The following is a 20,572-nucleotide window of genomic DNA, read 5'->3' as shown; positions in this document are numbered from 1 at the left end:
GTCAGAGACAAGCGCCGCGTAGGCTACTACTTGCAACGCAGTGTCCTCTTGTTCGAGCCAGGTAAAAAATGAAAAAACGTGCCTGATGCATATCCAAATGGTTATGGATAGTTGCCTTCGCGATACTCTTGCCCGATCTCACGCAACGCCTGCACACACCACTGCGCGCCGGGTGTCAGCGGCAACACCGGGTTGGTGCACAGCCCCACGGAGCCGCCGGGTTCACGCATGCCCAGCTCCAGTTCCACCAGCTCACCGCGCTTCAAGTCCTGGCGGACCGCGTCCAGGGGCGCCACCCAAACGGCCTGGCTGCATTGAACGTAACGCCGACTCAGGGCGATGGACAGGGTTTCCAGGGATTGCCGCGAAGGGGTGATGCCGTGCTGCACAAACAGGCCATCGGCGAATTTGCGGATGGTCGTGCCCGCCAGCGGCAGCACCACCGGATAGTCCTGGAAGTGGCTGTTTCTCATCGGATCAGCCAGCAGCGGATGGCCTTCGCGGACCACCAGCGTCATGGATTCGCTGTACAGGTGTTCGAACGCCAGCCCTTGTATCAATGGACTGTCGGTCATTCGGCCGACCACCAGGTCCAGTTCACCGACACGCAGTTGCGACAGCAAAAAGGCACTGGGCCCGGTCACCACACTGACCGCCAGCGCAGGATGCCGCTCGTGCAGGCGGCAGACCACCTCCGGAATCAGCAGGCCTTCGACGGTAGACAGCACGCCCAACCGCACGGCGACCGGTTCATGTTCGCCGGAGCGCAAGCTGTTGACCCCATCACGCAGCGATTGCACGCTCGGCCCCGCATAGCGCAGAAAGGCCACGCCGGCTTCCGTCAGCGTCGAGCCCTTCTTGCTGCGCTCGAACAGCTTGGCATCGAGCAAAGTTTCCAGTTCCTTGAGGGTCTTGGACAGGGCAGGCTGGCTGATGGCCAACTTGTCGCAGGCCTGGGCCAGGCTGCCCTGGCGCGCCACTTCCAGAAAACACAGCAGATGACGGAATTTGATGCGGGTATCGATGTTCAATCGGGTTCGCTGCCTTCGCGTGATGGGGTTCGACCTTTCGGTGCAACAATGCCCGCAATCGTACTATCGAAGGCGCTGCGCCTGTTGAGCTATCTCCACCGGCCTACTGCGCCGTGGGCCCGACGTTGTACTGCTCGTCGGTGACCTTTTCCATCCACACCACACTGACCCCGTCCAGCGCCTCCTGAACCCCGATGTGGGTCATGGACGTGGTCGCCGACGCACCGTGCCAATGCTTGTGGCCGGGCGGGCACCAGATGACGTCGCCGGCGCGGATCTCCACGATGGGCTCGCCTTCGCACTGGGTCCAGCCGCAGCCCGCGGTGACGATCAGCGTCTGACCCAACGGATGGGTATGCCAGGCACTGCGTGCACCAGGCTCGAACGTCACGCTGACGACCGACACCCGGGCGGGCTCAGGCGGATTGTTGAGCGGGTCCATACGCACGGTGCCGGTGAAATACGCTTCGGGGGCCTTGATCGATGGCTGTGAGCCTACGCGCTTGAGAATCATGATGACTCCTGACCTATCAACAGAAAGTGAGAAGGGCCTGCGCCCGCGTTCGGTGCATGACCGTCCGTGAGTGCAATTAAATACGCATTCGAACAAAAATAAAAGCCGCCTGTTCCGGCGCGCAGAAGGGATCCAACTTCAGTCTGTCTGTCTCACCGACAGCCGACTGTTTCAATCAGCCATAACCGGTGTCCAGGCCATTGATTTCAATAGTCATTATCGGTCGTGGTGATTATTCATGAACCGACGCTCGGGTAGAATGACGGCAAGCGAAGGCTGAATGTCGGTGCGCATATTCCGGTGTTTGGCTTGCTCCCGCTTGCTTTGGTTTGGTTTTTTTTGGCCCGCATTCATGTGGGCCTTTTTTTTGTCGAGAAAATGCGCTTTTTCGTGAATGAACGTCTTTCTGTCAGATCAAGACCGGACCGCAAACAGCGGATCTGGTCAACTACAGGTCGGATTTGCACAAAAAACCCTGGTTTGCATCTGTTCGAATGATCTCCAGCGGCCCGCCACATCGGGTTCATCTGCAGCTCAAACAATGACAGGGGTAAATGACATGCAAATGCCGAAAACCATCCGGATCAAGAACGGCGAAAAAGCAGGCCCGACGTTCTCGGCCCAGGAATACGCCAACCGTCAGGCCAGACTGCGGGCTTATCTGGCGCAAAACAATATCGACGCGGCCGTCTTCACCTCCTATCACAACATCAATTACTACAGTGACTTTCTGTACTGTTCCTTCGGTCGTCAATACGCACTGGTGGTGACCCAGGACAGCGCCGTCACCATCAGCGCCAACATCGATGGCGGCCAGCCATGGCGCCGCACGGTCGGCACGGAAAACATCGTCTACACCGACTGGCAGCGCGACAACTATTTCGTCGCGATCCAGCAAGCCTTGCCCAAGGCCGGCCGCATCGGTGTCGAGTTCGATCACCTGAACTTGCTCAATCGCGACAAACTCGCCAGCCGCTATCCGCAGGCTGAGCTGGTGGATATCGGCGCACCGTGCATGCGCATGCGCATGATCAAGTCCGCTGAAGAGCACGCGATCATTCGTCAGGGTGCGCGTATCGCCGACATCGGTGGGGCGGCCATCGTTGAAGCGCTGCGTGACCAAGTGCCTGAGTACGAAGTGGCCCTGCACGCCACGCAGGCGATGGTGCGAGAAATTGCCCGCACCTTTCCCGACTCCGAACTGATGGACACCTGGACCTGGTTCCAGTCCGGCATCAACACCGATGGGGCCCATAACCCGGTGACGTCGCGCAAGGTCAACAAGGGCGACATTCTGAGCCTCAACTGCTTCCCGATGATCGCCGGCTATTACACGGCGCTGGAACGGACCCTGTTCCTGGACCACTGCTCCGATGAGCATCTGCGCCTGTGGGAGGTGAACGTCAAAGTGCACGAGGCTGGCCTGAAGCTGATCAAGCCGGGCGTGCGCTGCTGCGACATCGCGCTGCAATTGAACGAGATTTTCCTGGAGCACGACCTGCTGCAATACCGCACCTTCGGCTACGGTCACTCCTTCGGTACGCTCAGTCATTACTACGGTCGTGAAGCCGGCCTGGAGTTGCGTGAGGACATCGACACAGTGCTCGAGCCGGGGATGGTGGTGTCCATCGAACCGATGATCATGCTGCCCGAGGGGCTCCCCGGCGCTGGCGGTTACCGTGAGCACGACATTCTGATCGTCAACGAGCAGGGCGGTGAAAACATCACCCGATTCCCGTACGGCCCGGAACACAACATCATCAAAAAGTAAGCGCCCGCGCCGTGCAGCCAGCCTGTGCGGCGCTTGTTCCACCCGTTGCAAAAAAACAACGCATGCACGCTAAAAAGCGCGCAGCCTCTACTGAACCTTAACCCTGCCAAGTACAACAATAGAGGGTTTTGTCATGTGCCACGTCCCGTCTCTTTACCTCGATAACCGCACCTCTCACAACGGAGGTGCCCAATGAGCACCCAAAGCGCAAGCCTGACACCGACCCAGGCGCAACCCCTTGAACAGAGCGCCGAACGCAAGGCCTTGCGCCGCGCGGCCAGTGCCAGTTTCATGGGTAACTTCGTCGAGTGGTTCGACTATGCCGCCTACGGCTATCTGGCCACGGTGATCGCCCTGACGTTTTTTCCGCAGACCGACAAGGCCACCGCGTTGCTGGCGACCTTCGCGGTGTTCGCGCTGTCCTTCATCGTCCGCCCGCTGGGAGGATTGGTCTGGGGGCATTTCGGCGATAAATACGGGCGGCGCAGTGCGTTGTCCTGGTCGATCCTGATCATGTCGATCTCGACCTTCTGCATCGGCATCCTGCCGACCTACAACCATATCGGTCTCTGGGCACCGGCGCTGTTGTTGATGATCCGCTTGTTCCAGGGGTTTTCTGCATCAGGTGAGTACGCCGGGGCATCGGCTTTTCTCGCCGAGTATGCCCCTGAGGGCAAACGCGGCCTGTACACCAGCATCGTGCCGGCGAGCACCGCTGCCGGTTTGCTGTTCGGTGCGGTATTTGTCGCCGGTCTGCATGCGTGGATGAGCGTCGAGGACCTGCACAGTTGGGGCTGGCGCCTGCCATTTCTGCTCGCAGCGCCGTTCGGGCTGGTGGGGCGCTATATCCGCATGAGTCTTCAGGACACCCCCAAATTCCTGGAGATGGAAAAACGCCTCGAAGCCAAGGAATGCGCCACTCATGCCCCGGTTCGCGAATTGCTGACGGTACACCGGCGCAGTGTGATGATCGGGATCGGTGCCACGTGCCTGAATGCGGTGGCGTTCTACCTGTTGCTCAGCTACATGCCGACCTACCTGTCCACCGAGATGGGCATGAGCGAGAGCGATTCGTTCCTGGCGTCGACGGTGTCGCTGGCCACCTACATCGGCCTGATTTTCCTGATGGGCACGCTGTCGGACCGGTTCGGGCGCAAGACGATGCTGCTGACCGCGTCACTGCTGTTTCTCGCGCTGACCTTCCCGTTGTTCGGGTGGTTGGAGAACCAGCCGCTGATCGTGATTCTGATGATCCAGATCGCCTTCGGCGCCATCCTGGCGATGAACGACGGGACATTGCCGTGTTTCCTCGCCGAGATATTCCCCACCCGCGTGCGCTTCAGTGGCTTTGCCTTCAGTTTCAACATCGCCAACGCGGTGTTCGGCGGTACGGCGCCCTTTATCGCCACCTGGCTGATTCAACTGACGGGCAACAAGATGGCCCCGGCCTGGTATCTGTTGGCGGCAGCGGCGGTGGCACTGGTTGCCATGCTGGCGAGTCGGGAAACGGCGCATAAGGCGTTGCAGGACTGACGGATCAAGGCGTACTTGAGGACGCCTTCGCGAGCAAGCCCGCTCCCACACTGGGTCTTCGGTGGACACCCATTTCGTGTTCACCTGCACCCAATGTGGGAGCGGGCTTGCTCGCGAAGAGGCCATCACAGCCACTCTCAATACTGAATGCCACTCACCATCACCCGTTCCCACCCGCTCAATGCGCAGCCGCCACCTGCCTGCGCTCGCCAATGGGCGATACACCGAAAAACCGGCTGTAGCATTTGGAGAAGTGCGCCGCGGAGACAAAGCCGCAGGCGAGGGCGACGTCGCGTACTTGCGATTCGCTGCTCAACAACAGTTGCCGCGCCCGGGACAGGCGCAGTTCCAGGTAGTACTGGCTCGGTGTGCGTTGCAGGTGTTTATGGAACAGCCGTTCAAGGTGGCGCACCGACACCTCGTTCAATCGGGCGAGTTCTTCCAGTCCTATGGGCTCCTCGAGGTTGGCTTCCATGATTGCCACCATCTGGCTGAGTTTGGGCTGCGAAGTGCCCAGCTTTTGCCGCAAGGGCACCCGCTGTTGCTCCTGAGCACCCCGGGCACGATCACACAGCAACAACTCGGCCGCATGGGCAGCGATGTCCCGTCCACCGGGCTCGCGGGCGATCAGTTGCAGGGTCATGTCCATCGATGCCACGCCACCGGAGCAGGTGTAGCGATCGCGGTCGAGTTCGAACAGTTGGTTGGAAATGATGATACCGGGGAAACGCTCCTTCAACGCCTCGATGTCCTCCCAGTGAATCGTACAGCGGTAACCCTTGAGCAAATCGGCACGGGCCAACAGGTGGCTGCCGGTGCAGATACCACCCAGCGGCAACTGGTCGTGGGCCAACTTGCGCAACCAGTTGAGCAGCGGACGGCTGCCGTGATTGGAGACGATCGGGTTGGAGCCGACGACGAACAGCATGTCGAGCCGGGGCGCATCGTCGATGGTGTGATCCGGCAGAATGCGCATGCCATTGCTGGCGGTGACCGGGTCCAGGCTGGTGCCGATGATCACTGTGCGGAACATTGGCTCGCGCGCCGCCATATTGGCCATGCGCAGGGTTTCCACCGCCGAGGCGAAACCGATGGTCGTAAAGTTGGGGATGACCAGAAAGCCGACGGTCTTCACCGGCCGCTGCTCTTTCACCGAACGTCCCGCAGCGGCTTTCGCCCCCTGGAGTTTCGCCATCGTCACCGCTCCTCGACTGCATTCATGTGACGTGCTCGGCAGCAAGCCTGTGCACCGGGCCAGTCCTCTTGTTATCGGGTAGTCGCCCCGGTTTGCGGGCCATTGGATCTTACACCGAACCCCTCGAGTACCTTCAATCGCGATATCTCCCAACGGAATATGCGATCGGCCTGGTCCGAGCGACGCGTTTATTCAGGCCGCCCGCGTTATCGTTGGCCTCCATCGCGAGCAAGCTCGCTCCTACAATTGATCTGGGTCGAACGCCGATGCTGTGTACACCACACATCCCCTGTAGGAGCGAGCATGCTCGCGATGAATGCCCGAGCGACGCGTTTATTCAAGCAGCCAGCGTTATCGTTGACGTCCATCGCGAGCAAGCTCGCTCCTACAGTTGATCTGGGTCGAACGCGATGCTGTGTACACCACACATCCCCTGTAGGAGCGAGCTTGCTCGCGATGAATGCCCAGACAACGCGTTCAATCAGGCAGCCCGCGTTATCGTTGACCTCCATCGCGAGCAAGCTCGCTCCTACAGTTGATCTGGGTCGAACGCCGATGCGGTGTACACCACAAATCCCCTGTAGGAGCGAGCTCTGCTCGCGATGAATGCCGGGGCAACGCGTTCAATCAGGTTGCCCGCGTTATCGTTGACGTCCATCGCGAGCATGCTCGCTCCTACAGGGGATCTGTGTCGAAGGCCGATGCTGGCAGCACCGCAGATTGCCTGCGGTGCCGACACCCCTCACTTACGCTTTTTATCAGACGGCTTTTTCAACTCGAACATCAGCATCGAACGGCCGGTGACCTGGTACTCGTCACCGAAGGCGAAGGTCTCGCCGGGTTCGATGTCGGTTTGGTTGGTGTCCAGCTGCAGTATCCAGTGTCGGCCCTGCGGTACTTCGGGCAGTTTGAAGCCGACGACGTCGTGGTGGGCGTTGACGATGATGAGCAGTGAATGATCGACCCCTTCGCGGCGGATGCCGCTGGTCTGGGTTCGGCCGTCCAGCAGGATGCCCATGCAGCGACTGTTGCCGTCCTGCCACTGTTCGGTGGACATTTCGCCGCCGCCAGGCTGAAGCCAGCTGACGTCCTTGGCGCCCAGGGATTCGTCGTACTCTCCGGTGAAGAAACGGTTGCGACGAAGCAGCGGGTGGCGGTTGCGCACTTCGATCAGGTAGCGGACAAACTCCTGCAGCTCAGCGCTTTTCTCACTGATGTTCCAGTCGACCCAGCCGATCTCACTGTCCTGGCAGTAGGCATTGTTGCTGCCGCCCTGGGTGCGGGCGAACTCGTCGCCCGCCAGCAGCATGGGCGTGCCTTGGGACAGGAACAGCGTGGCCAACAGATTGCGCATCTGCCGATAGCGCAGGTCGATGATCGCCGGGTCCTCGGTGGGCCCTTCGACACCGCAGTTCCAGGACCGATTGTCAGAGTGGCCGTCCCGATTGTCTTCGCCATTGGCCTCGTTGTGTTTCTCGTTGTAGGACACCAGGTCGTTCAGGGTGAAGCCATCATGGGCGGTGATGAAGTTGACCGATGACGCCGGTTTGCGGCCCCGGCGATTGAACTGCTCACCGGACCCCAAGAATATCTTGGCGAAGTCGCCGAGCATCTCGTCATCACCTTTCCAGAAGGCACGGGAAATGTCCCTGAACTTGTCGTTCCATTCCATCCAGCCCGGCGGGAAATTGCCGACCTGATAACCGCCGGGGCCGCAGTCCCATGGTTCGGCGATGAGCTTGACCTTGGCCAGCACCGGGTCTTGACGACAGGCATCGAGGAAACCGCCGCCCTCGCTGAACCCCTCAGGCTCGCGGCCCAGGATGGTCGCCAGGTCGAACCGGAAGCCGTCCACGCCCATCTCCGAACTCCAGTAACGCAGGGAGTCGGTCACCATTTGCAAGACGCACGGATGGCTCATGTTGAGCGTGTTGCCCGTACCCGTATCATTGATGTAATAGCGCGCATTGTCCGGCATCAGGCGGTAATAACTGGCGTTGTCGATGCCTTTGAGCGACAGGGTAGGGCCCATCTCGTTGCCTTCGGCGGTGTGGTTGTACACCACGTCCAGGATCACCTCGAGCCCGGCCTTGTGAAAGCGCGAGACCATGATCTTGAACTCGCCGATGGACTGCCCGGCCATGTAGCGCGCATGCGGCGCGAAAAACCCCAGGGTGTTGTAGCCCCAGTAGTTGCGCAGCCCTTTTTCCAGCAGATGGTTGTCATCGAGGAAGTAATGCACCGGCATGAACTCGACGGACGTCACCCCCAGCGAGCGGATGTATTCGACCACGTCGTTCTGATGGAAAGCGGCGTAGGTGCCGCGTTCAGACTCTCGTACCGAGGGATGGCGCATGGTGAAACCGCGCACATGGGTCTCGTAGAACACCGTGTTTTCCCAGGGCACGTTCGGCTTGGCCGTGTCGCCCCAGGTGAACGCCGGGTCGATGACCCGGCAGCGCGGCATGAACGGCGCACTGTCGCGTTCATCGAACGAGAGGTCGCCGTCCTCATGGCCGACGGTATAGCCAAACAGCGCGTCGTCCCATTGCAACTCACCGGAAATCTGCTTGGCGTAGGGGTCGATGAGCAACTTGTTGGGATTGAAGCGATGGCCGTTGGCCGGATCGTACGGGCCGTGCACCCTGTAACCGTACAGGGTGCCAGGCCGTGCATCGGGCAGGTAACCGTGCCAGATTTCATTGGTGAATTCGGGCAGGGCAATGCGCTCGATTTCTTCCTTGCCGTCGGCGTCGAACAGGCACAACTCCACTTTGGTGGCGTTGGCAGAAAAAATCGCGAAATTGACCCCCGAGCCATCCCATGTGGCGCCCAATGGATAAGGCAGGCCTTCGTTGAGGCGGCTGGCGGGACGATCCTGGCTCGATGCGGTATCGCTCGTTGGTTGATCGATCATGATCAGGCACTCCGGAGAAGATGAGGGATGTGTTCACCCCGTGGCGGACCAAATCGGTCACACGGTAGAAGCTGTCGGCGTGCAACAGTTCAGGAAATTTGCAGGCGAGTGGGCGTTAATACGAACTCGCTACGCCCGGCACATCCATGTTGATCTTGCGCCAGGCCGCTTCGCAAAAGCTGTAAGTTGCAAAGGCGATCAACCCCAGGGCCATGACCATCAGGATCAAGGCGCCGGCGGGCAGGTTCTGCAGCGCATCGAGGGCTTCTTTCATGCCGGGCGGATCGGCGGCCTGGTAGCGCGAACCACTCAACGTCAGCAATATCGCGATCTCGATAAACACCACGCCACGGGCGATCAGGCCAAACCGTGACACCGGGCGTATGCAGCGCATCACTTCTTCGTCAGCCTCCAGGTACTTCTCGAACGAGGCCCGCCAGCCCTTGATGATGTGAGCCAGACCCACGCCGAACGGGACCAGCGCCATCAGATAGATCAACAAGTTCGAGTGCTCCCAGGATAAAAGATCCGCCAGCAGATCCTTCGTTTGCCCGCCTGAGGAATGACCCGAGCTTCTGACGCCACTGATGAGCAGGCCCAAAGCGAAGAACGCCAGAGCGCCATTGACCAACCCGCCTGCCAGCAAACCGGCACGAATCACCACCCCCTTGAGTGTCGTGCCGTGATGGTCGACATCCCGAGTCGCTTGCAATATTCGCCATCCGGCGAAGGCGAGCAGGCCCGCCACCACCAGCCCGACCAGGACATGACCGAAAGGCTGGCTCAACAGCGCCTCAAGGCTTTTGTGACTGTCCTTGGGTTTGGTCGAGTCTTGGGCGGCCAGCAGGGCGAAGATCCCGATGATCAGGTACAGAACACCCCGAGCGGCATAGCCGCAGCGGGCGAGAACGACAAGCGTGTGTTGCGTGGACATTGGGTGTATCCCCTCAGAAGCTATAAAGGAGCAGACCTGTAGCTTGGGGAGGGGTTCGATCAAGGGGGTGAAGAAGCGGGGATGCCTCGCAATCCCCTTCAATGCAAAGCACTCTGCTATGGTGTAACTACCTCTAGTCGCCCATTCGGGCGATTTCCGTAAGCACGCTTTACGGCACCGTCATCACGGTCAGGTTCGCGAGTTAACGGGAAACGAATATATGGATACTCCGTCTACAGGCCCTCCGTTCAGCAAGCCCCAGTCTCGTGCCGAGAAGCTTGTCGAGTTTCGCCGGCAGCAATCGATGCTCAAGACCGGTGCCCTCCAGGATGCAATTTTCAACAGTGCGTACTTTTCCAGTATCGCTACCGACGAAAAAGGCGTTATCCAGATCTTCAATGTCGGTGCAGAGCGCATGCTCGGGTACCTGTCTGAAGACGTGATCAACAAAATCACCCCGGCGGACATTTCCGACTCCGCTGAATTGATCACCCGCGCAGCCGCACTGAGCCAGGAGCTCAAGACGCCGATCACGCCGGGTTTCGAGGCCCTGGTATTCAAAGCCTCCCGGGGTATTGAAGATATCTATGAACTGACCTACATCCGCAAGGATGGCAGCCGGCTGTCGGCGATGGTCTCGGTGACCTCGTTGCGCGACAGCAGCGAAACCATCATCGGCTATCTGCTGATCGGCACGGACAACACCGCCCGCAAGCAGGAAGAAGCGGCGCAGGCCTTGCTGGATCAGCGCCTGCGCGATCAGCAGTTCTATACCCGCTCATTGATCGAGTCGAACATCGACGCGCTGATGATGACGGATCCGCAGGGGATCATTTCCGACGTCAACAAACAGATGATGGCGCTCACCGGGCGCACGCGGGACGAGTTGATCGGTGCGCCGTGCAAGAATTTCTTCACCGACCCGGCCCGCGCCGACGCGGCCATCAAGCGTGTGCTCAGTGAAAACAAAGTCAGCGATTACGAACTCACCGTGCGCGCCTACAACGGCACCGAAACCGTCGTGTCCTATAACGCGGCAACCTTTCACGACCGTGATCGCAAGCTGCAAGGTGTGTTCGCCGCCGCTCGGGATGTGACCGAGCGCAAGCGCTTCGAGCGGACCCTGGAAGAGAAGAATATCGAGCTCGAACATGCCAGCCACATGAAGTCCGAGTTTCTCGCCACCATGTCCCATGAATTGCGCACGCCGCTCAATGCGGTGATCGGTTTTTCCGAAGCGCTCAAGGACGGCATGGTGGGTGACATGACCGACACCCAACGCGAGTACATCAGCGATATTTTCAACAGTGGCCAACATTTGCTCTCACTCATCAACGACATCCTCGATCTGTCAAAAGTCGAGGCGGGGATGATGGAGCTGGAGCTGGAGCCCGTCGAACTGCAAAGCTTGCTGAGCAACAGTTTGTTGATCGTGCGTGAGAAAGCCGCACTGCAACACATTCAGTTGAAACTCGACGCAGAGGCTGATCTGGGCAGCTTTGAGCTCGATCTGCGCAAGACTAAACAGATCGTCTACAACCTGCTCGCCAACGCCGTGAAGTTCAGCGCACCGGGCGGCGTGGTGACGCTTGCGGTGCGTCAGGTGTCGCGTGACGAAGTCGGGACGCTGGCGGGGGACTGGCCGGTGCAGGGTTTCCCGGTGCCGCAGAGCGACTTCGAGCAGTTTCTGGAGTTGAGTGTCAGTGACACGGGCATCGGCATTGCCGAAAACAGCATGGACAAGTTGTTCAAGGCATTCAGTCAGATCGACAGCAGCCTGGCACGCAAATTCGAGGGCACCGGCCTGGGCCTGGCGATGGTCAAGCAGTTGACCGAACTCCATGGCGGCAGCGTCGCGGTGGCCAGCCTTGAGGGCGCGGGCGCTCGATTCGTGGCGTGGTTGCCCATCCGTCATTCGACCCTTGTGGAGGCGCCGTGGCTGAAATCCTGATCGTCGAAGATAACGCTGCCAATATGCGTCTGGCCCGGCTGTTGCTCACCAGTGTCGGTCACAGCGTCATTTGCGCGGCTGATGCAGAAACTGGCCTGAAGCTTGCTCGCGAGCTTCAGCCTGCGTTGATCCTGATGGATATCCAGTTGCCGGGAATGGATGGTCTGAAGGCCACCTCGTTGCTCAAGAGTGATGCGCTGACCGCGACGATTCCGGTGATTGCGCTCACTGCCATGGCCATGAAGGAAGACGAAGAGAAAACACGTCTGGCCGGCTGCAACGCCTACATCATCAAACCGCTGCGCTACAAGGAACTCTATCGGGTCATCGACACATTGCTGCAAAACGATCTGCCTCAACAGCCCTCTACTTGAGTTCTGCGTATGTCCATCACCCCCGCAATGCTGCTGATAGTCGACGACGATCCCCTCGTGCGCAAACTGTTGACAGTGCTCCTGGAAGATCAGGGGTATCGCACGTTGACTGCGAGTTCGGGAGAGGAGGCGCTCGAAATCGTCGAGCAACAACCGCCAGACTTGATTCTGCTCGACATCATGATGCCCGGCATGGACGGGTATGAAGTTGCCCGTCTGCTCAAGTCCGACAAAAGCCTGGCGAACATCCCGATCATCATGCTTTCCGCCCTGGGTGAGCACAGCGCCCGCATTTCGGGGCTGGAGGCGGGTGCCGAGGATTTCCTCAACAAACCGGTGGAAAGCGCCGAATTGTGGTTGCGCGTGCGCAATCTGCTGAGGCTCAAGGCCTTTGGCGATTATCTGAAAAGCCACAGCCTGGTGCTGGAAGAGCAACTGCAACAACGCACCATTGACCTCGAGCGATTTCGCTTGGCCATGGATGCCTCCAGCGATGCGATATTTCTGGTAAACCGCAAAAGCATGCGACTGATCGAGTTCAACCGGCGCGCCAGCCAGGTGATGGGCTATACCGCCGAAGAACTGATGAACAAATCCCCCGCCGAGCTCAGCGACGAGTCCATCGAGCAGTTGGAACTCATGTATGACCAGATCATCGCCGGCAGCGGCCCAAGCGACCCGACGGAAACACGCATCCATTGCAAGGATGGCAGTTACATCCCGGTCGAAGTGCACCGCGAGGCGTACAAGGCCGGTGACGAGTGGATTATCGTCGGCATCGCGCGGGACATTTCCCTTCGCAAGGAAACCGATCAGCGCCTGCTGAAGATGGCCCATTACGACACGTTGACCGGCCTGCCCAATCGCAATCTGTTTTTCACGACACTGCAAATGGGGCTGACCCAGGCATTGCTCAGTCACTGGCAACTGGCGGTGGTGACCGTTGATCTGGATGGTTTCAATAACGTCAATGAGACATGGGGGCATCTGATGGGCGATCAGATGCTGACCGAACTGGGCCTGCGATTGGCTGGCTGCCTCAACGTCAGTGACACATTGGGGCGCATGGACGGTGATGAATTTGCACTGATCCTGATGATTCGCCAGGGGCAGGCCAATCCTCTGCAAACCGTGGAGCGCATACGTGAAAAGCTGCGCGAGCCTTTTGAACTGGGTGCTCACTCAACCGCGATGACCGCCAGTATCGGCATTGCTCTGTACCCCAGTGACGGCAGCGATGCACACGCATTGATCAAACACGCGAACACCGCCATGCACCGGGCGAAAAAGAAAGGCCGGGATACCTATTGTTTTTACACGGCGCAAATGAATGAGGAGGTGTCGGCGCGTCAAGCCATGGAAACCGCCTTGCGCGATGCCGTGAAACAGCAGGCATTCGAGTTGTTCTACCAGCCCAAGATCAGCCTGGCGGACGGTCGAGTGTGTGGACTCGAAGCCCTGTTGCGCTGGCCTCGGCCCGGTCAGGCCAACGTCTCTCCCACTGTCTTCGTCCCAATGCTGGAAAGCCTGGGGCTGATCACTCTTGTCGGCGAATGGGTGATCACCCAAGTGTGCCGGCAAATCGCCGAATGGCAGCGCTCAGGGCAGCAACTCTGCCAGGTAGCGGTCAACGTCGCTGGAGAGCAGATCATCGAGGGCGATCTGATTGCCACGATGCAGCAGGCGCTGATCGAGCATCAGATCGATCCGCACTGGCTGGAGATTGAACTGACCGAAGGCTCGCTGATGGAGAACACTGCGCACACCATTGCCAGCTTGAAAACCCTGCGACAAATGGGGGTCAAGGTGTCCATCGACGACTTCGGCACCGGTTATTCGAGCCTTGCGTACCTGCGACGATTTGCGATCGACAAGCTCAAAATTGATATCGCCTTCATTCGCGAAGTGACCAGCAACCCTCAGGACGCGGCCATCGCCAAAACCATCATTGAATTGGCACACAGCCTCAACCTGCAGGTGATAGCCGAAGGCGTGGAGACACCTGAACAACTGGCATTCCTCACGGCAAACGGCTGCGATCAAGCGCAGGGCTACCTGTTCAGTCGGCCGCTGCCCATCAGAGAGCTGGAGGAGTTTCTGCGCCAGCGACGTTAGCGGTCAGTACCACGAAGCTGACGACGCCGGCTGCCGCGGGACACCCTTTGCCAGGAACATGTTTGACGGGCGAAACCTGTTGTCGGGACGTCTGGGCAATAAGGTCATCAGTACGCGTGACAGAGGCAATCCATTCAAAACGACAACTTCGGCCCAAGGTACGCATTGGCGCTGGCGATGTCGTCATCGCCCAGCGCACCGACATTGGAACGATTGCCGGGGGCTTTTCAGCGGTTGCGATAGCTGGCGAAGCGACACTGCGCATAATCCGCTACGCTAGTGGGTGAGAGCAAAAATAATAGAAACAACAAGGATTTATGCACATGCACGGTTATGGAATGATAGGGGATCTGTTCCACTTGGCCCTTTACTTGATGACCATTGCATTCTGGGCGTTGTTTTGGATGGTCTGCATTTTCAACGCCAAGGGCCGATTGAAACGTATCCTGGGTGCCCACGCGCTGGTCATCTGCATTGTGTTTTTCCCCCTGCTGCCTGTCACATTCGTGGGTGGAGCGTTGATTGCGTTTGGCATTGACAGCCTGATCCTGACCCTGTGCGTCACGGGGATAGGGTTGCCGATTGCCGGCATGCAACTGGTTCAGCGTTACGTCGACGACCGATCCTGACGATCACCCGCGCGTCCTATCGTTTTGACGAAATTTTGCCAAATCATCCGGTAGATTTACCGTCCCCTCCAAAGAGAGTCATAACGCCGTGCATTTGAAGACAGGAATGTCCGAATGCTGATGACTCGTCGCCCTGATCGGCACTGCAATTCCCAATCGGAAGGGGAGCACAACAAGGAGTTATCAATGCGTTTGCCCGCTTCAGCCCCTCTGCGTTTCCTATTGATGATCACAGGCCTGTGGCTGGTGATTTTTTTCCTCACCCGCCTGGTGTTGCTGGTCACTCATCTTTCAGAGTCGGGTACTGCTTTTGCGTCGATCTTTGGGGTGGGCCTCTTATACGACCTGAGCTTTTTGCTGTACGCCGCATTGCCGATGAGCCTGTATGTGCTGTTGTGCCCCCCGGCGCTATGGCGTTCGCGTGGGCACCGCTGGTTTTTGCAGGGGCTCCTGACGCTCAGCGTTTTCGTCATGTTGTTCACAGCCGTTGCCGAATGGCTGTTCTGGGACGAATTCGGCGTGCGCTTCAACTTCATTGCCGTGGACTACCTGGTGTATTCCGACGAGGTGTTGAACAACATCCTGGAGTCATACCCCATCGGTAAATTGCTGGGGGCACTGGCGGCGATCGCCATTGTCATGTGCATCGCTCTGCACAAACCGCTGCAGCGGGTGATCGGCGCCCCGTTACCGTCCTGGCGCCAGCGCTTGCTGAGTATCGGGGTGATTGTTGGGCTGAGCCTGGGTGTTCTGTTGGTTGTTGACCAGGACACTCCGCGGGGCAAGGGCGGCAATACCTATCAACATGAGCTGGCCAGTAATGGTCCCTATCAGTTCTTCGCCGCCTTTCGCAATAACGAGCTGGACTACGACCAGTTCTACGGCACGTTGCCCAATGATGTGGTTGCCCGGCACATCCACCAGGAGCTGGCAGAAAGGGACGTGCAATTTATCCAAAAGGATTCGCTCGATGTCCGCCGCACCGTGACCCAGCGTGACCAGACCCGGCGTCACAACATTATTCTGGTGACTATCGAAAGCTTCAGCGCCAAGTACATGGGCAGCAATGGCAACCCCGACAACCTGACGCCCAACCTCGATCAGTTGCGCAAGGAGAGTCTGTATTTCAACAATTTCTATGCCACCGGTACCCGCACGGACCGTGGCCTGGAAGCCATTACGCTGTCTATCCCGCCGACGCCGGGACGCTCCATTGTCAAACGGATTGGCCGTGAAAGTGGTTTCGCCAGCCTGGGCCAACAGCTGAGCCACGTCGGTTACGACAGCGTGTTTGTGTACGGCGGCCGTGGCTACTTTGACAACATGAATGCATTCTTCAGCGGCAACGGTTATCGGGTCGTGGATCAGAGCAGTGTCGACGAAGCCGAGATCCACTTCAAAAATGCCTGGGGCATGGCTGATGAAGACCTCTACCAGCAAACGCTGAAGCTGGCAGACGCGAACTTTGCCAATCAAAAACCCTTCCTGCTGCAACTGATGACGACCTCCAATCATCGCCCCTACACCTATCCTGAAGGCAGGATCGACATTGCATCCGGTGACGGACGCGACGGTGCCGTGAAGTACACGGACTATGCCATCGGCAAATTTCTTGAAGCCGCCCGCAAGAAAGCATGGTTCGACGACACCATTTTCGTCTTTGTCGCTGATCACACCGCCGGCAGCGCGGGTAAAGAAGATCTTCCGATTCGTAACTATCAGATCCCTTTGTTCATCTATGCGCCCAAGCTCATTCCTGCGCGCGAGGACGGCCAGCTTGCGAGCCAGATCGACCTGGCTCCAACCCTGCTTGGGTTGTTGAATCTCAATTATGAATCGACGTTCTTCGGTCGCAATATGCTTGAGCCGTCCGGCCTGCCGCCGCGGGTGGTGGTCGGCAATTACCAGCACCTGGGCCTGTTCGATGGCAAGGACCTGGCGATTCTCAGCCCCCGAGGGATGTTGCGACGTCATGATGATGCGCTGGGGGCCAGCCATGAGGTGACAGTCAAGCTTGACGACCCGCTGGTTACACGAGCCATTACCTACTATCAGGCAGCGAGTTATGGTTTCACCCACCACCTGTTGAATTGGCCTGCAAGTAAAGGCGTTACCGGCCAATAGCTCGGGGCACCGATCACCCCCGCCGCCCCATCAATGGGCGCGGGGGTTGATGCGCAGACTTCTCAGTACACTCGATCACGCTCAATCAGAATCATGCCGGGCGCTCACCGATTATCAAGTCGCGAATGGCGTTGATGGCGCGTTCGCGGGCGCTTTGCAGCATGGCTGGAGACAGCATCGGCGGCTGCAGGGGGCCCTCTGCCAAGGGCATCACGCCCAGTGCGATATGCGCCTGCTCGAATTGCCGTTCGCGCCTTATCAACCCCCCAGACACGAGTTTGAAATAGAACCGGCTGAAACCCTCCTGCTGCTTGGGCGTGCCACGCACCCCCGTTGTCCGATCGATGACCCCCAGCCGCTGTTCCAGTGCATGGCGCAGTCGGGCTTTGCCGTTGCGCTGGATGGGCAGCGTAAACACTGCCACCGGTCGTCCGGTCATGCAGGCCTCTGTGAGCATTGAAAGGCTGTCGCCGGTGACGATAAAACCATCGGCCAGGGCGAGAAATGCAGGATAAGGATTGTCCTGCGTCTCACCGAATCGATATGACCAGCATGGAATGTCTACGCCAGCCAGTAACGTATCGGTGGTCGTCGCAGATGAGCGCGGACTGGTCGATAACAGAATCGAGCCACCCAGGGCTTTTACCGCGGCATTCGCTTCACGGCCGAGCCGAGCCTGTGCATCGGCGTCCATGCAATAGGGTGAGGCGCTTGCCCCCACCAGCACGGCGATCCAGGGCCGCGGCAGTGACGCGAAGCGCTGCCGCCATTGTTCCAGTTGCGCCTGATCCAGCGTGCGCGGGGCCATGTACGGGGCAGGGAGGTCCACAACATTGTCCGCCAGGGCAAGCCCGTATTGCGGCGTGGACAAGACCAGGTCGAATCGCCTCAGGGGGAGTTGGGCACGCCCTACGTGGACCAGTTGTGTCGCGCCTCTGGAGCGATGCTTGATCCAGTGGGCGATCTGGGCGCTGCGTCGTCCCGAACTGAACACCAGGTCTGGCCAGGGTGCCTCCAGGCCAGGTATTGGTCGTCTGGGCCATAGAGTTCCGAGCAAGGCGTCGAGCAAATAAGGACGTGGCGGGGTGGTGATGCGTTTGCACTCGTAAGGCCAGCCCAACGCATCAGCCATGGCGATCAACTGCGCGTTGTCACCTGCATGCTTGCTCAACAGCACCCATACTTTGGGGGTTTGGGCTGACTTGAGCCGCAGCGCATAGTCCGCGACGAAGCGCTGGGTCCGACCCTTTTCATCCACGCAATCGAGTTGCCAGCAACGGTCCGGATAACGCCGTGCGATGCGTCGCAGCAGCCGGCGCCATCCCGTAACAGTGCTGATCATTGAACCATCGGCACTGAGCCTTGCCTTGATGTAAAGCAATCGGGTCGCCAGACTGAACAGCCGATCGATGACCCAGGGCAAATCTTCCAGAGGCAGCTTTTCCAGGCCATGGGCTGCAATGGCATCCTGCGGCGGTAAATCCACCTGGCGCAGTTGTTCGACATCCAACTGCCTGACGGTGGGGCCAAGTGCCTGGGTTTGCTGCCATGGCCCGATCAAGCCGAACTGCGCACATTGCAGGTCACGGCTGCGCAACATGACGTCCTGCGGGATCAGCGCCGGCGGCGGGCTGACTTCACTTTTGCAGTGGGCAAACCCCGGGCTGGGCCGGGCGGCCGTGTAGAGCTCATATCCGCTGGCGTCTGCCGCTTGCTCAAGGCTGAGAAAAATTTCCGCGAAGGGATGGATCTGATAGCTGTACTGGGCCGGCAACGGTCTCCAGGGCTGCAGATGCAGTGTCGTGTAGTGCAGCAACCGGGACTCGCCGTGTTTGTATTCCAGGTCTCGGGCGTGCCAGATGGCATCGAGTATTCCGAAGTTGCCCGGGATGTCTGCCGCCAGCGCATGCAGTTTTTTCTTACTGGTCGTGGTCGCGGCTTTCATGTTCCAGCAGCGCTGCATCCGCTCGCAGTCGATGAGCATGACGGCCGTTTCTCTGGGCGCAAGGGCCAGATAGCCATGCTCTCCCATCGGTTGGTCGAACAGCTCGGCCGGGTCGGCTGTGTAGAGTTGATCGACGTCGTTATACAGCGCGCGACCGTGGCGCCCGGCGAGGTCCGGGATAGCGAAGCGATAATTGGTGAAACCGGTACGCCAGCCGGTCTGGTCGAATCCGGGCAAGCCTGTCATCCGGTAAATCTCGTACCGGCGATCCGGGTTTCGCACTTGCTCCAGCGCAAAGACAAAAATTCGTTCGGCTCGATACTGCGCAGGCTCGGTACCCAGGAATATGCGCACCGCAGGTGCCTGGGGTGCACCGGCCCGCGCTGGCAGGACTATCGGCTCGATGCGGGGAATCGCTACCTGTTCCCCGACGCTCGCTTCGGCGACGGGGCCACGGGTATCAATGCTTGAGGATGACTGTATTGAGTCCTCCAAGCGCATGAGCATTTCCTCCAGAAAATGATTTTCAAAAGCATAGAGCGAATATGCGAGGCGTCGAGAATAAAATTTGCCCGCGATATCGAATCAATCGAGGCGATGGGCGGGCGTCGAAATATTAGCCGAGTGTAGTGATTGATCTAGTCTACCAACTACGCCCTCACTTCATGCAGGGCGCCGCTGGTTCAGATCCTTGACTTGGGAGCCGGGAAATATGGGGTTTTTTGAACAACGCACCCGAACTACCGCAATCATATTGAGCGCCGGGCAAGGTCGACGGCTACTTCCCTATACGGCCAACTCTCCCAAATGCCTGATCGATGTCGGCGGGCTGCGGGTTATTGAATGGCAGATCGATGCGTTGATGGCTGCCGGAATAACCCGGATCACAGCAGTGATCGGCTACGGCGCAGACCAGGTTGAAAAAGTTTTGCACGATCGCTATGGGCCGGGCGTGATCTCGACAATCTACAACCCGTTCTTCGAGGTGGCCGACAACCTGGCCAGTTGCTGGATGGCCCGCCATGTCATGCATGACGATTTCATCCTGCTCAATGGCGATACGCTGTTCGAACCGCCGGTATTGGAGAGGCTGCTGGACGCGCCTGCCAGGGCCATCACACTGGCGATCGACAAGAAACCGGCTTACGACAGCGACGACATGAAAGTCAGCCTCGTCGGTGATCGGATCAGCGCCGTCAGCAAGCAGATTGCGCTGGATAGCGTCGACGGTGAATCCATCGGCATGATGCACTTTCAGGCAGGCGGCGGACCGCTGTTTCGCAGTGCGCTGGAGGACAGCATGCGCCGTCCCGAAGCCCTGCAAAATTGGTACTTGAGCATAATCAATCACCTGGCATCGACAACCGGGCAGGTGTTCGCACAGTCGATTGAAGGGCTGGACTGGAATGAGCTGGACTTTCCTGCCGACCTCAAGGCAGCGCAGGCACTGGTCAAGTTTTGGGCATGCCGCAAAAACGGCACGGCCATCGCCTTTGCCGAGGATGAGAAAGAGAGCTCGTGACCCGGTGGGGCAAACCC

General features: G+C 58.9%; 15 protein-coding genes. 8 read left to right on the top strand and 7 right to left on the bottom strand.

The window, feature by feature from the left end:
- Positions 1–101: 101 nt before the first annotated feature.
- Both pcaQ and B0W55_RS06315 read right to left on the bottom strand, forming a co-directional pair.
- Positions 102–1,031, bottom strand: a complete 930-nt coding sequence (gene pcaQ / locus B0W55_RS06320) for a pca operon transcription factor PcaQ (RefSeq protein WP_077045152.1) — start codon at positions 1,029–1,031, stop codon at positions 102–104.
- Between the two features lie 103 nt (positions 1,032–1,134).
- Positions 1,135–1,545, bottom strand: a complete 411-nt coding sequence (locus B0W55_RS06315; RefSeq protein ID WP_077045151.1) for a cupin domain-containing protein — start codon at positions 1,543–1,545, stop codon at positions 1,135–1,137.
- Between the two features lie 559 nt (positions 1,546–2,104).
- On the opposite strand from B0W55_RS06315, the gene B0W55_RS06310 reads away from it, so the two are divergent.
- Together B0W55_RS06310 and B0W55_RS06305 are read left to right on the top strand one after the other, a co-directional pair.
- Entirely contained in the window at positions 2,105–3,316 is a 1,212-nt protein-coding gene (locus tag B0W55_RS06310; RefSeq protein WP_077045150.1) for a M24 family metallopeptidase, read from the top strand.
- A gap of 192 nt (positions 3,317–3,508) precedes the next feature.
- Positions 3,509–4,849 (top strand): MFS transporter, encoded by a 1,341-nt coding sequence (locus B0W55_RS06305; protein ID WP_077045149.1) that lies wholly within the window; start codon positions 3,509–3,511, stop codon positions 4,847–4,849.
- Between the two features lie 178 nt (positions 4,850–5,027).
- Here B0W55_RS06305 and B0W55_RS06300 read toward each other — a convergent pair whose 3' ends face one another.
- From B0W55_RS06300 to B0W55_RS06285, 4 genes are all read right to left on the bottom strand, one after another.
- Positions 5,028–6,044 carry a GlxA family transcriptional regulator gene (locus B0W55_RS06300; protein ID WP_077045148.1) on the bottom strand — a complete coding sequence of 339 codons (1,017 nt, stop codon included), beginning with the start codon at positions 6,042–6,044 and terminating at the stop codon, positions 5,028–5,030.
- Positions 6,045–6,573: 529 nt separating this feature from the next.
- On the bottom strand, positions 6,574–6,711 hold the full coding sequence (locus B0W55_RS30730; RefSeq protein WP_175645474.1) for a hypothetical protein: 138 nt from the start codon (positions 6,709–6,711) through the stop codon (positions 6,574–6,576).
- A gap of 75 nt (positions 6,712–6,786) precedes the next feature.
- The gene (glgX, locus tag B0W55_RS06290) at positions 6,787–8,961 is read right to left on the bottom strand and encodes a glycogen debranching protein GlgX (protein WP_077045146.1); all 2,175 of its coding nucleotides are present in this window, start codon (positions 8,959–8,961) and stop codon (positions 6,787–6,789) included.
- A gap of 115 nt (positions 8,962–9,076) precedes the next feature.
- Positions 9,077–9,895: a DUF1206 domain-containing protein gene (locus tag B0W55_RS06285; RefSeq protein ID WP_077045145.1), complete on the bottom strand. Its 819-nt coding sequence runs from the start codon at positions 9,893–9,895 to the stop codon at positions 9,077–9,079.
- A 220-nt stretch (positions 9,896–10,115) separates the two neighbouring features.
- Between B0W55_RS06285 and B0W55_RS06280 the strand changes: the two genes are divergently transcribed.
- From B0W55_RS06280 to B0W55_RS06260, 5 genes are all read left to right on the top strand, one after another.
- Positions 10,116–11,846: a PAS domain-containing sensor histidine kinase gene (locus tag B0W55_RS06280; protein WP_077045144.1), complete on the top strand. Its 1,731-nt coding sequence runs from the start codon at positions 10,116–10,118 to the stop codon at positions 11,844–11,846.
- On the top strand, positions 11,831–12,220 hold the full coding sequence (locus B0W55_RS06275; RefSeq protein ID WP_077045143.1) for a response regulator: 390 nt from the start codon (positions 11,831–11,833) through the stop codon (positions 12,218–12,220). Before B0W55_RS06280 ends, B0W55_RS06275 begins: the two co-directional genes overlap by 16 nt.
- A 9-nt stretch (positions 12,221–12,229) precedes the next feature.
- A complete protein-coding gene (locus tag B0W55_RS06270; RefSeq protein ID WP_077045142.1) occupies positions 12,230–14,335 on the top strand; it encodes a bifunctional diguanylate cyclase/phosphodiesterase in 2,106 nt (701 codons plus the stop codon).
- 323 nt (positions 14,336–14,658) lie between these two features.
- Positions 14,659–14,964, top strand: coding sequence for a hypothetical protein (locus B0W55_RS06265; protein WP_077045141.1), 306 nt, complete (start codon positions 14,659–14,661; stop codon positions 14,962–14,964).
- A gap of 186 nt (positions 14,965–15,150) precedes the next feature.
- Entirely contained in the window at positions 15,151–17,088 is a 1,938-nt protein-coding gene (locus B0W55_RS06260) for an LTA synthase family protein (protein ID WP_077045140.1), read from the top strand.
- A 91-nt stretch (positions 17,089–17,179) separates the two neighbouring features.
- Here the strand turns inward: B0W55_RS06260 and B0W55_RS06255 are convergent, their stop codons facing one another.
- Entirely contained in the window at positions 17,180–19,534 is a 2,355-nt protein-coding gene (locus B0W55_RS06255) for an ELM1/GtrOC1 family putative glycosyltransferase (RefSeq protein ID WP_077045139.1), read from the bottom strand.
- A 211-nt stretch (positions 19,535–19,745) separates the two neighbouring features.
- On the opposite strand from B0W55_RS06255, the gene B0W55_RS06250 reads away from it, so the two are divergent.
- Positions 19,746–20,555: an NTP transferase domain-containing protein gene (locus tag B0W55_RS06250; RefSeq protein ID WP_175645473.1), complete on the top strand. Its 810-nt coding sequence runs from the start codon at positions 19,746–19,748 to the stop codon at positions 20,553–20,555.
- Positions 20,556–20,572: the final 17 nt, after the last annotated feature.

It is taken from the genome of Pseudomonas sp. KK4 (assembly GCF_001984065.1).
GTDB lineage: Bacteria > Pseudomonadota > Gammaproteobacteria > Pseudomonadales > Pseudomonadaceae > Aquipseudomonas.
Note: the sequence above shows the minus strand (reverse complement) of the source record. Positions and strands in the feature narration are given on the sequence as shown.

What these genes read in the sequence shown, in the direction of transcription:
- B0W55_RS06280 (WP_077045144.1), top strand. Translation starts at nt 10,116, where the DNA reads ATGGATACTCCGTCTACAGGCCCTCCGTTCAGCAAGCCCCAGTCTCGT.
- B0W55_RS06270 (WP_077045142.1), top strand. Translation starts at nt 12,230, where the DNA reads ATGTCCATCACCCCCGCAATGCTGCTGATAGTCGACGACGATCCCCTC.
- B0W55_RS06265 (WP_077045141.1), top strand. Translation starts at nt 14,659, where the DNA reads ATGCACGGTTATGGAATGATAGGGGATCTGTTCCACTTGGCCCTTTAC.
- B0W55_RS06250 (WP_175645473.1), top strand. Translation starts at nt 19,746, where the DNA reads ATGGGGTTTTTTGAACAACGCACCCGAACTACCGCAATCATATTGAGC.
- B0W55_RS06300 (WP_077045148.1), bottom strand. Translation starts at nt 6,044, where the DNA reads ATGGCGAAACTCCAGGGGGCGAAAGCCGCTGCGGGACGTTCGGTGAAA.
- B0W55_RS06285 (WP_077045145.1), bottom strand. Translation starts at nt 9,895, where the DNA reads ATGTCCACGCAACACACGCTTGTCGTTCTCGCCCGCTGCGGCTATGCC.
- B0W55_RS06315 (WP_077045151.1), bottom strand. Translation starts at nt 1,545, where the DNA reads ATGATTCTCAAGCGCGTAGGCTCACAGCCATCGATCAAGGCCCCCGAA.
- glgX (WP_077045146.1), bottom strand. Translation starts at nt 8,961, where the DNA reads ATGATCGATCAACCAACGAGCGATACCGCATCGAGCCAGGATCGTCCC.
- B0W55_RS06255 (WP_077045139.1), bottom strand. Translation starts at nt 19,534, where the DNA reads ATGCGCTTGGAGGACTCAATACAGTCATCCTCAAGCATTGATACCCGT.
- B0W55_RS30730 (WP_175645474.1), bottom strand. Translation starts at nt 6,711, where the DNA reads ATGCTCGCGATGGACGTCAACGATAACGCGGGCAACCTGATTGAACGC.
- B0W55_RS06260 (WP_077045140.1), top strand. Translation starts at nt 15,151, where the DNA reads ATGCGTTTGCCCGCTTCAGCCCCTCTGCGTTTCCTATTGATGATCACA.
- B0W55_RS06305 (WP_077045149.1), top strand. Translation starts at nt 3,509, where the DNA reads ATGAGCACCCAAAGCGCAAGCCTGACACCGACCCAGGCGCAACCCCTT.
- B0W55_RS06310 (WP_077045150.1), top strand. Translation starts at nt 2,105, where the DNA reads ATGCAAATGCCGAAAACCATCCGGATCAAGAACGGCGAAAAAGCAGGC.